Here is a 10,952-nt window from a genome sequence, read left to right as displayed (position 1 = left end):
GCGCGTCGAAGCGCAGGATCTGGCCCTTGATCGGAGTCAGGGCCGAAAGCTCCGGCGCCAACCCATCGTCGCCCGCGCCGGTCGCAACGACCAGGGCCTCGAAGGCCAGGACCGCGCCGTCGTCCAGGGTCAGCCGCCCCTCCGCGAAGGCGGTCGCCGCGCGGGGATCGAAGACGGCGCCCGCTTCCGAAGCGGCGTCACGCAGGGTCGCCAGGGCCAGGCGTGCGTCCAGCCGCCAGTCCTCGTCGCTGAACAGGCCCTGGGGCGTACGCGAAAAGTCCGCGCCGGCCTCGACCAGGGCGGCCTCCACCTCGGCCAGGAACGCCGGCTCGCCCTCGATGAAGAGACCGCCGCGATCAAGCGCGATCCCCAGCCCCTCGGCAAAGGCCGCCCAGCGGTCGCGGCCGCGCCGCAGCACCGGCATGTGGCCGCGCGACACCGGATCGAACACCGCCTCGGCCGCCGGCGCCAGCATGCCCGCGGCCACGCCGGAGGCGTTGTCGCCCGGCGCCGCAGGGTCGAACACCGTCACCTGGAAGCCGAGTCGGGAGAGAATCAGCGCCGTCGCCGACCCGAAGGCCCCGGCTCCGGCCACCGCCACGGGCGCGCCTGACTGCAAAATCATGGGCGGCAGACACCGCCGGGCGACCGAAAGGTCAAGTCCGAATGCCTTTGCGTCGTCCAGACGACGTTTCGGGGCCCGCTTTTGTGTCGAGTTAGCGACATGCGACGTCGTGGCGACGTGACGGAATACGATCAGCGGTCTATTCTGCCCATTAAACAACCGCACCACGTGCATCGCGGTCCGCCGAGGACGAGACAGAATGACCCAGAAGCCCGCCGTCGATCCCGCCCATCCCGTCGACATCTATGTGGGCGCCCGTATGCGGATTCGACGCAAGGTCCTCGGCCTGAGCCAGACGCAGCTCGCCGACGCCCTGGGCATCACCTTCCAGCAGATCCAGAAGTACGAGCGCGGCGCCAACCGCATCAGCGCCAGCAAGCTTTATGACGCCGCTCGCCTGCTGCAGTCGCCGGTGTCCTACTTCTTCGAAGGCCTGGACGAGACCGACAACGGCGAGGACGACGGCGTCGCCCAGCGCATGACCCAGTTCGTGGCCACGCCCGAGGGTCTGGAACTGGCCGACCTTTTCCCCCGTCTCGGCGACCGTCGCCTGCGCCGCCGCGTGGTCGATCTGGTCAAGGCCATGGTGGACGACGATCCGGCCTGAGGCCGGGCTCCGTTCCACGCGCTAGTCCCAATTCCATGCCTTCCTCACCCTTGTGGCGAGGAAGGCGGTCTTTGGGCATGTGGAGAGCTAAGCCCTCTCCCTACAGCGCCGCCCGCAGGGTCAGCCCACCCACCCAGGCGTCCGGGATCGACCCCGTCGCCCCCGGGCGGCGGATGAACTGCAGGTTCGGTCGCACCACCAGCCATCCCGTCGCCTGGGCCGCATAGAAGGCCTCGATCGAACTCTCGCTGGTCTGCACCCCGCTCCAGTCCCCGGTCAGGGTCGCCCGCTCGCGCTGGGCGTCTTCCAGCCGCTCATTGACCCGGACATAGGCGACGGCGACGCCGGCCTTGTCCTTCGGACGGCTGGCGAACGGCGCGGTGCGCACCAGGCCGGCGCTGTAGAAATGGCTGTAGCGCGCCGTCGAGCGATCGAAGGCCAGGGCGTTGGCGAAGACGCTCAAGGCCGCCGGTCCCTTGCGCCAGACCATCTGTTCGCCCATCGCCCAGGCGCCCCAGCGGCTGTCCTCCAGCGCCGGGCTCGTGCCGTTCAGCACGTACGACCGGCCCAGGGCGTCGCTGTAGACGTTCGAGCGCTCGGCGGTCTCGTAGTAGCCGCCCACATGATAGAAGCCCGGCAGGCTGCCTGGTCCCTTGTCGGGCTTGGTCCAGCCGATCTCGACCGGCAGCAGCACGCCGTTGGAGTCGATGGCCAGGTTCCAGCCCTTGTTCTCCAGAACACGGTAGGCGTTGACCTCGTAGACACCGGCCGTGACCGTCCAGTCCTTGGCCGGCCGCAGCCGCGCCCGGGCCGCCCAACGCGGGGCCGGATAGCCCGAGAAGCCGCTGTTGTAGAGCAGCGCCGGCGAGCGCGGGCAGAAGGCGAAGTTCTGGAAGTTGCAGTTCAGGGCCGACGAGCCGAAGTCGTCGCCGGTGTGCATCAGGCCGGCCTTCACGTTGAACTTGTCGCCAGCGAAGCCCTGCGCCCAGGTCAGTTCCGAGATGCGGAAGTCCATGCCCGCGCCGTAGAGCTCCTGCACCATGAAGAGGTTGCCGACGCCCTCGGTCGAGAGGTTGCGGCCGGTGCGCTCCTCGACGGCGATGTTGACCACCGCGCCGTCGATCCCGGCCAGCTTGCTCATGTCGAGCACGGCGCGGGCGTTGAGTTCCTGGGTGTAGCCCCCGACGCCGCCGCCCTCCTTGCCGCCCGACAGGGTCAGGGCGCTTTCCGAGGCATAGCCCAGGCTGAGGGTCACGCCCTTGGCCTTGAGCCGCGAACGCAGGCCGCCCCAGTCGCCGGTCAGGGTGGAGCGGACCTTCCAGTCCGATTGAACGGGCTCGGCCGCTTGCGCCGCACCGGTCAAAGCCAGCACGGAGGGCGCCAGCATCGAGGCGGCCAGCATCAGGATCCGCGACATGGAACCTCCTTCGCGGTCCGGCAGGATCCGCGTCTTAAAAAGTCGATGGGGGACCGGGCTCCGCCGTTGGGGGCACGCGGAGCCCGGTCGTTCAGCGCGCCAGGGGGGATGGCGCGCTGAAGCTGGACGTCGCGCCGCCGGCCGAGGTGGCCGTGGCGGTCAGGGACTGGGCGGACAGGTCCTTGGGCAGCGGGATGGCGAAGCGCGCCTCCCCGTCGGCATTGGCGGCGACCACCTGGTCGGCGACGAAGTTTTCGCCCTGCGAGGACTCGGCCGTGCGGTTGGCGAACAGTTCGATGGTGACGGTCTGGCCGGGCGCGGCCTTGACCGCGCCCTCGGCGGCGCCCGCCTTGACGCCCTCGATGACCGGCGCGGCCTGGCCGCCGTTGGGCAGGCCCTGGCAGGGCTGCGCCTCGGGACAGATGCGGGCCATCTTGCTGGTGTCGGTCGAGACGCCGTAGCCGCGCTTGCCCACGAAGCTGGCGTGCTCCAGGCCCGGCAGGCCCAGGACGATCCCGCCCTTGGCCAGCTTGGGATCGCAGCTGCCCCCGGCCGAGCAGCGGCTGATCGGGGCCGCGTTGGCGAAGATGCGGTTGCGGCTGATGCGATTGGCGGTCGCGCCGGCCTCGGACCGCACGGCCACGCCCACGGCGTTGCCGTTGATGACGTTGCCGTCGACGATGTTGCCGTCGCCGGTCAGGCTGATCCCGAAGCCGTTGGCCCGGAAGACGTTGGCGCCGAGATAGTTGCGGCTGCCCCAGTTGATCTGCAGGCCATCGGTGTAGTTCTGGAAGAGGTTGCGCACGACGGTGTTGTCGTTGCCGCGCAGGATCTCGATGCCCTGCGAGGGCTCCAGATTGTCCTCGCCGGCGTCGAACACGTTGTCGGCCACCAGGTTGAAGGCCGCGCCGCGGGTCAGCTCCAGCCCGTCGCCGTTCTCGTAGAAGACGTTGCGCAGCACCTTGTTGTTGATCGTGGTGGTGGCGGTCGAGCCGCCCTGCCCGTCGTCGCCGCTGAACATCACCCCGGCCCCGCCGATGTTCCGCACGAAGCGGTTGTCGTGGAAGACCGAGTTGCTGGTCCGCAGCACCAGCACGCCGATGCAGAAGTTGCGCACCTCCAGGCCGGTCAGCTCGACCTCGCGGGTGTCGATCAAGGCCAGGCCCGGCTTGGTGGTGGTGCGAATGTTGGTGCCGTACTCGGCCGGATTGGCGCCGGGGCAGTCCTTGAGGTCGCGCTTGACGTAGCCCGAGCCGTCGATGACAGCGTAGCGGCCGTCGGCCTTCCAGGCCGTGCCCTCGATCTTCACCGGCCCCTTGATGGGCGGCAGCGGCGAATCGATGCGCAGCTCGATGGCGCCCAGACCGGTCGGCACGATCTCGATGCGGTAGCGGCCGGGCGCGGCGTTGCTGGTCTCGAGCGCCCAGCGCAGCGAACCGGGCTGGCCGTCGTCGGCGGGACGGTCGACCTTCAGCACTTCGCGCGTATCAGGCGTGACCGCGGTCTGGGCCGGGGCCGCCGCCGGAAGGATGGCGGCGACGGCGGCGAGCAGGAGGAGCTTTCGCATGGCGTCTTCCTTGTGGTTTTGCGTCAGGCCGAAGCCAGGGCGCGCGGGGCGTGCCGGCGGATGAGCGCCAGGCTGACGAGGGTGAAGGTCATGGTCAGGGCGATGGCGCCGAAATAGGCCGCGCCTCCGGTCGAGACGACCGCCGCCCCGACGAAGGAGCTGACGATCGCGCCCAGGCGTCCGACGGCGGCGGTGGCGCCGACGCCCGTGGCCCGCACCGCGGCCGGATAGACCTGGGCGGCCAGGGCGTAGAGCGTGGTCTGCACGCCGTTGATGAAGGCCCCCGCGACGAACAGCCCGGCCATCAGTCGGGTCGCTCCGTGACCGGCGTCCAGCGGGGTCAGGGCCAGCAGGGCGCACGAGATCACCGCGCCGCCCGCCATGACCAGCATCGAGACCCGCGAGCCGTAGCGCAGGATCGCCCAGGCCCCGGCCACCGCGCCCAGCACGCCGCCGAGATTGAAGGCCGCCAGGCCGTTGCTCGACACGGCCAGGTCGAAGCCCGAGGCCGACAGCATCGACGGCGCCCAGCTGAACACGACATAGGTCGACAGGATGCAGAAGAAGAACGCGCCCCACAGGGCCACGGTGTCGAGACGGAAGGCCTGATCGAACAGCTGGCCGAACGAGGCGCGCTTCACGGGGGTCTCGCCGTGGTCGGTAAAGCCGGCGCCGTTGTGGGCGTGACCCATGCGGGCCATGACCTTGTCCAGCTCGCCGGCGCGGCTCGGACGGCCGGCGAGGTAGCGCGGCGATTCCGGCAGCCACACCGCCAGCACGCCGGTCAGGATCAGCGGCGCGATGCCGCCCATGATGAACAGCGCCCGCCAGCCGAGGCTCGGCAGGGTGTGGGCGGCGATCAGGCCGCCGACCAGGCCGCCCAGCGGGATGCAGACGATGCCCAGGGTCACCGCCAGGCTGCGGCGGCGGGTGGGGCTGAACTCGGCGATCAAGGTGGTGGCGTTGGGCATGGCCGCGCCGAGGCCAAAGCCCGAGATGGTCCGCAGCACGCCCAGCCAGACGAGGTTCGGCGCGAAGGCCGAGGCCAGGGTGGAGACGCCGAACAGGGCCACCGCCGCGATCAGCGCCGTGCGCCGTCCGGCCCGGTCGCCGAGCATGCCGCCCAGGGCCGTGCCCAGGCTCATGCCCAGGAAGCCGATGGCGAAGATCGGGGCGAAGGCTGCGCGGCTGACGCCCCATTCCTTGACGATGGCCGGAATGGCGAAGCCCAGCACCTGGTTGTCGAAGCCGTCGAGGATCACCGCCAGGGCGGTCATGAACAGAACGAGCTTCTGGTAGCCGCCCCACGGGCCGTGATCGAGCAGCGGGCCGATCTCGACCGGCTTGGAAGCCAGTTGGGAGGATTGGGACATGGCGGCGTTCCTCAAACGATCGAGACGATCTTGCCGGCCGCTTCGCGCAGCACCGGCAGGACGGTGTCGATCAGTTGCTGGGGCGTGGTGCGGCTGGCGTGGGTGGAGACGTTGATCGCCGCCGCCACCCGTCCGGTGCGGTCGCGCAGCGGCACGGCGATGGACAAAAGGCCGATCTCCAGCTCCTGGTCGGTCAGCGACCAGCCCTGCTGGGCGGTGCGCTTCAGGATCGCCCGCAGTTCCTCGGTGTCGGTGACGGTGTTGGGGGTCAGTTTCTCGAAGGCGCGGCCTTCGAGCATGCGGTCCAGTTCGGCCGGCGGCAGATGCGCCAGCAGCATGCGGCCCATCGAGGTGTGGAAGGCCGGCAGGCGGCTGCCCACCCTAAGGCCGACGGTCATGATCCGGCTGGCGGCGACCCGGGCGACATAGACGATCTCGTCGCCGTCCAGGACGCTGGCCGAGCACGACTCGCCGATGCGGCGGGTGACGTCGGTCAGCACGGTCTGCGCCGACTCCCACATGCCCAGAGTCGACAGATAGGCGAAGCCGAGATCCAGCACCCGAGGAGCCAGACCGAAGGTCTTGCCGTCGCTGAAGGCGTAGCCCTCGTCCACGAGCGTCAGAAGGAAGCGGCGGGCGGCGGCGCGGGTCAGGCCCGTGCGCTCTGCCACCTGGCTCAGCGTCATCCTGGGATGATCGGCGTCGAAGGCCCGGATCACGTCGAGGCCGCGGGCGAACGCCTGCACGTAGTCCTTGCCTGGGGCCGAAGCCGTCACGTTTCTCACCCTTTTTGTCATCTTTGTCAGAGATTTCGACATTTGTGCGCAATGCGAACATTTGTGCGAAATTTCGATGTCGGGGATTGAAAGCGCAAAACGAAGCCGACCGCAAGCGCCGTGTCTTCCCCAACGGAAACTTCCAGATCCGTCAAAAACGGCGGGTGCGGAGATCCCCTCTCCGGCTCTGCTTCAATCGGCCGCAGCGCAAAACAGCGTTCGTTCAGGAGATATGAAGCGCAGCGGAGGCAGGTTGCTCGCCTCCAGATAGCGACGCGTTCCGATGCTCGAACAAGACCGATTGGCGGCCCTGGCCTCCTACCGCATCCTCGACACGGCTCCCGAGCCGTCGTTCGACCAGTTGACCGCCTTCGCCGCGGAACTGTTCGGCGCGCCCATCGCCCTGATCTCGCTGGTCGACGAGCACCGGCAGTGGTTCAAGTCGCGCCACGGGCTGGACGCTGAATCCACCCCGCGCGAGCTGGCCTTCTGCGACCACGCTCTGCGCCAGGAACCGCATTCGGTGATGGTCGTCGAGGACGCCACTCGCGACCCCCGTTTCGCCGCCAATCCCCTGGTCACCGGCGCGCCGGACATCCGCTTCTACGCCGGCGCGGTGCTCAGCGATCGCGACGGCGCCAATCTCGGCACGCTCTGCGTCATCGACACCGATCCCCGCCCGCGGCCCAGCGACGACGAACTCGACCGCCTGCGCATCCTGGCCGACGCGGTCGTGGCCCGCATGGAGAAGAGCCGCGCCGAGCGCCAGGCCGCCGAGCAGCGCCGCATCCTGTCGATGACCGAGACCATCTCTGGCGTCGGCCACTGGCGCTGCGACCTGGTGAACCGCACCATCGGCTGGTCGGACGAGGTCTATCGGATCTATGGCCGCGATCCGGCGCAGTTCACGCCGACCTTCGACAACTGGCTGGAGATGTACCATCCCGACGACCGCGCGGCCGCCCAGGCGCGCGCCCATCAGGTGGTCGTCGACCGGACGGTGATCGAGCACGAGGTGCGCCTGCTGCGCGCCGACGGCGCCATCCGCCAGGGCCATTCGCGCGCCACCTGCGAGCTCGACGAGAACGGCCGCGTGATCGCCGTCTTCGGCGTGCTGCGCGACATCACCGAGGAACGCGCCCTGCGTCGCAAGCTGGAAGCCAGCGAAGCGCGCGCCCGCCGCATCGTCGCCGACGCCTACCAGGCCATCGTCAGCATGGACGAGCATGGCGTCGTCACCGACTGGAACCGCTTCGCCGAGACCACCTTCGGCTGGCGCGCCGAGGAGGCGATCGGCCGCCGCCTGGCCGACCTGATCATCCCCGAAGGCCTGCGCGAGTCCCACCAGCGGGGCCTGCAGCGCTTCCTCTCCACCGGCGAGGGCGTGGTCCTGGACCAGCGGATCGAGGTCCCGGCCGTGCGTCGCGACGGCTTGAGCTTCCCGATCGAACTGGCGATCAGCGCCGCCCGCAGCAACGACGGCTGGCAGTTCACCGCCCTGATGCACGACATCAGCGCCCGCAAGGCGCAGATGGAGGAGTTCGAGACCGCCTTCCACAGCGCCTCGGTCGGCATGGCCTTGGTCACGCTCGACGGCGGCTTCAACAAGATCAACGCCGCCTTCTGCGGCATCGTCGGCTACGACGAGGCCGAGATGCTGCGGACAGATTTCCAGACGATCACCTACCCGGCCGACCTCGACAAGGATCTGTCGCTGCTGAGCCGGCTGATCGACGGCGAGATCACCAGCTACGCCATGGACAAGCGCTATCTCCACAAGGAAGGGCGCATCGTCTGGGTGCACCTGTCGGTGTCGCTGGTCCGGGCGCCCGACGGCTCTCCCCGGCACTTCATCGCCCAGGTCCAGGACCAGACGGTCCGGGTCGAGGCCCAGGAAGCCCTGGAGCGCCAGACCCTGGAACTGGCCGCCATGGCCACCCAGCTGGCCTCGGCGCGCGACGCCGCCGAAAGCGCCAACCACGCCAAGGCCGAGTTCCTGGCCAATATGAGCCACGAGCTGCGCACGCCGCTGAACGGGGTGATCGGCTTCTCGCGGCTGCTGGCCGAAAGCCCCAATCTCGGGCTCGAGGACCGTCGGCGCGCCGAGCGGGTGCGCGGCGCCGGCGAGGCGCTGAACGCCCTGATCAACGACGTGCTCGACTTCTCCAAGCTCGAGGCCCGCGCCGTCACCCTGGAAAGCGATCCCTTCTCGCTGAAGGACACGATCGTCGAGACCACGGCGATGGTGGAGACCCAGGCTGGCGAGCACCAGGTCGACCTGCGCATCGTGGGCGACCTCGACGGCCGCTATGTCGGCGACCGCCATCGCCTGCGCCAGGTGCTGCTGAACCTGCTGTCCAACGCCGTGAAGTTCACCCGTCAGGGCACGGTGACCACCCGCGTCGAGCTCCTCGGCTGCGAAGGCGGCCGCGCCCGGCTGCGAGTCAGCGTCGAGGACAACGGCGTCGGCATCGCGCCTGACAAGCTGGACCGCCTGTTCAAGCGCTTTTCCCAGACCGACAGCTCGGTGACCCGCACCTTCGGCGGCACGGGCCTGGGCCTGGCCATCTCGCGCGAGCTGGTCGAGCTGATGGGCGGGCGCATCTGGGTCGAGAGCGAGGTCGGCGAAGGCTCGACCTTCGCCTTCGAGATCGCCCTGCCCCTGGCCCATGGCGAGGCCGCGACGCCGTCGGCCGAGGCCTCGGTCCGCGCCGTCTTCCCCGGCCGCCGCATCCTGCTGGTCGACGACGTCGAGCTGAACCGCGAGCTCTTCCGCGAACTGCTGGAGCGTCGCGGCTGCACGGTCGAGACCGCCGCCGACGGGGCCGAGGCCCTGAAGGCGCTGGAAAACGCCGCCTTCGACCTGGTGCTGATGGACGTCCACATGCCGGTGATCGACGGCCTGACGGCGACGCGCGAACTGCGCCGCCGCGGCCTGACGACCGCCCCGGTGCTGGCCCTGACCGCCAGCGGCGCCCCCCAGCAGATCGCCGCCTGCCTGGACGCCGGCATGGTCGGTCATCTGCTCAAGCCGCTGAGCGAGCGCGACCTCGACCAGGCCCTGACCCATCATCTGTCCCAGCATCCGGGGGGCGCCGGTTTCGTCGCCGAGCGCTCGGCGCAGGACGCCGACGAGGCCACCACCCGCAAGGCCCTGGCCGCCACCATGGGCGCGGCGCGCACCGCCCGTCTGGCCGGCATGCTGCGCCAGCAGCTGGACGCCCGCTTCCTCGACGAGGCGCCCGAGGTGCTGCGCGAGGACGCCCACCGCCTGGCGGGATCGGCCGGCATCCTCGGCTTCATGCAGCTCAGCCACATGGCCGCCGACCTGGAGACGGCCTGCGTCGAGGACCTGCCGCTGGACGAGCCGCTGGCGCGCCTGCGGGCCGGCGTCCGGCGGGCCCGGGCCGATCTCGACGCCTGGATCGAGGACCTGTCGCGACAGGCGGCCTGACGCCAAGCATCGGTGAAGTTGCAGGCCGTCGAGCCGCAGGTCTATGGTGAGCGCCAGACCCTTCGGGAGAGCCTCTTCATGCGCCGCTCCGTCACCGTCCTCAGCGCCCTGATCCTGACCGCAGCCCTTACTGCGCCAGCCCTGGCGGCCGACACCGCCAAGACCAAGCCGTCCCGGCGCGAAGGCTGCTTCTTCGCCGACCAGGTGCGCGGCTATCAGGTCATCGACGCCAGGACGATCAACGTCAACATCCGCCAGGACGAGGCCTATCAGCTGACGCTGATGCGCTCGGCCTTCGACCTGGAGACCTCCACCCGCATCGGCGTCAAGTCGCGCGTCGGCTCGTGGATCTGCTCGCCGCAGGACGCCTCGGTGGTCGTCCCCGAGACCAACGGATCGGGCCGCTACCAGGTCCGCGAGATCCGCCGGCTGACGCCCGAGGAATATGCCGAGGCCTGGCCGCGACTGAAGAAGAAGCCGAAATCCTGACCGTCCGCGCGGTCGCCACAATCGGCCGCAAATCGGCAATGCGGCGATAAAATCGCCGGTTTATGATCACCCCTCGTCCAGCTTGGGAGAGCCTCGCATGCGCCGCTCCGTCTCCGTTCTCAGCGCCCTGGTCCTGACGGCGACCGTGACCCTGGCGAATTGGGCCGCGCCGGCCCTGGCCCAGACCCCCGCCCCAGAAGCCGCCCCCGCTCCCGCCGCCAAGGCCAAGCCGACCAAGTCGTCCGGCCGCGAAGGCTGCTTCTTCGCCGACAACATCCGCGGCTATCAGGTCGTCGACGACAAGACCCTGAACGTCGAGATCAGCCGCAAGGAAGTCTACGAACTGAAGCTGTTCTATTCTTCGTTCGACCTCGACACCGCCCTGCGCATCGGCATCAAGTCGCGCGGCAGCTCCTGGATCTGCTCGCCGCTCGACGCCGAGGTGATCGTGCCCGAGACGATCCGCCACTCCTATCCGATCCAGTCGATCCGCCGGCTGACGCCCGAAGAGGTGGAAAAGGCCTATCCGCCGCTGAAGAAGAAGCAGCCGAAGTCGTAAGGCTTCCGGCGGACCCGCCTTTCGAAAGCGCTTGCCGGAGCGCGCGCCGGCGGGACATCTATGTCTCGCCGCAGCGGCGTCGGGG

9 protein-coding genes are annotated in these 10,952 nt (G+C 69.5%); 4 read left to right on the top strand and 5 right to left on the bottom strand.

Translation table 11 applies throughout. The features are described from left to right. A partial coding sequence (locus tag DMC18_RS09075) for an FAD-binding oxidoreductase (protein WP_146218021.1) occupies positions 1 to 625 on the bottom strand: 625 nt, incomplete at its 3' end. Between the two features lie 199 nt (positions 626 to 824). Here DMC18_RS09075 and DMC18_RS09070 point away from each other — a divergent pair. Further along, positions 825 to 1,232 carry a helix-turn-helix domain-containing protein gene (locus tag DMC18_RS09070; RefSeq protein ID WP_110122149.1) on the top strand — a complete coding sequence of 136 codons (408 nt, stop codon included), beginning with the start codon at positions 825 to 827 and terminating at the stop codon, positions 1,230 to 1,232. A gap of 100 nt (positions 1,233 to 1,332) precedes the next feature. Here DMC18_RS09070 and DMC18_RS09065 read toward each other — a convergent pair whose 3' ends face one another. From DMC18_RS09065 to DMC18_RS09050, 4 genes are all read right to left on the bottom strand, one after another. Beyond that, positions 1,333 to 2,649 (bottom strand): carbohydrate porin, encoded by a 1,317-nt coding sequence (locus DMC18_RS09065; RefSeq protein WP_110122148.1) that lies wholly within the window; start codon positions 2,647 to 2,649, stop codon positions 1,333 to 1,335. A gap of 91 nt (positions 2,650 to 2,740) precedes the next feature. Continuing rightward, a complete protein-coding gene (locus DMC18_RS09060; protein WP_110132873.1) occupies positions 2,741 to 4,216 on the bottom strand; it encodes a NosD domain-containing protein in 1,476 nt (491 codons plus the stop codon). A gap of 23 nt (positions 4,217 to 4,239) precedes the next feature. Continuing rightward, entirely contained in the window at positions 4,240 to 5,589 is a 1,350-nt protein-coding gene (locus DMC18_RS09055; RefSeq protein ID WP_110122146.1) for an MFS transporter, read from the bottom strand. 11 nt (positions 5,590 to 5,600) lie between these two features. Then, positions 5,601 to 6,365, bottom strand: a complete 765-nt coding sequence (locus DMC18_RS09050) for an IclR family transcriptional regulator C-terminal domain-containing protein (protein ID WP_233245392.1) — start codon at positions 6,363 to 6,365, stop codon at positions 5,601 to 5,603. 283 nt (positions 6,366 to 6,648) lie between these two features. Here DMC18_RS09050 and DMC18_RS09045 point away from each other — a divergent pair, with 283 nt between their 5' ends. From DMC18_RS09045 to DMC18_RS09035, 3 genes are all read left to right on the top strand, one after another. After that, a complete protein-coding gene (locus DMC18_RS09045; RefSeq protein WP_110132872.1) occupies positions 6,649 to 9,819 on the top strand; it encodes a PAS domain S-box protein in 3,171 nt (1,056 codons plus the stop codon). Between the two features lie 78 nt (positions 9,820 to 9,897). Continuing rightward, entirely contained in the window at positions 9,898 to 10,308 is a 411-nt protein-coding gene (locus tag DMC18_RS09040) for a DUF6491 family protein (protein WP_146218020.1), read from the top strand. A 97-nt stretch (positions 10,309 to 10,405) separates the two neighbouring features. Then, complete coding sequence (locus DMC18_RS09035) at positions 10,406 to 10,867, top strand: DUF6491 family protein (protein WP_233245391.1); 462 nt, start codon at positions 10,406 to 10,408, stop codon at positions 10,865 to 10,867. Positions 10,868 to 10,952 lie beyond the last annotated feature (85 nt).

The organism is Caulobacter sp. D5 (genome assembly GCF_003185805.1).
GTDB lineage: Bacteria > Pseudomonadota > Alphaproteobacteria > Caulobacterales > Caulobacteraceae > Caulobacter.
The sequence above is the reverse complement of the archived record's forward strand: the minus strand, read 5'-3'. Positions and strand labels throughout refer to the sequence as shown.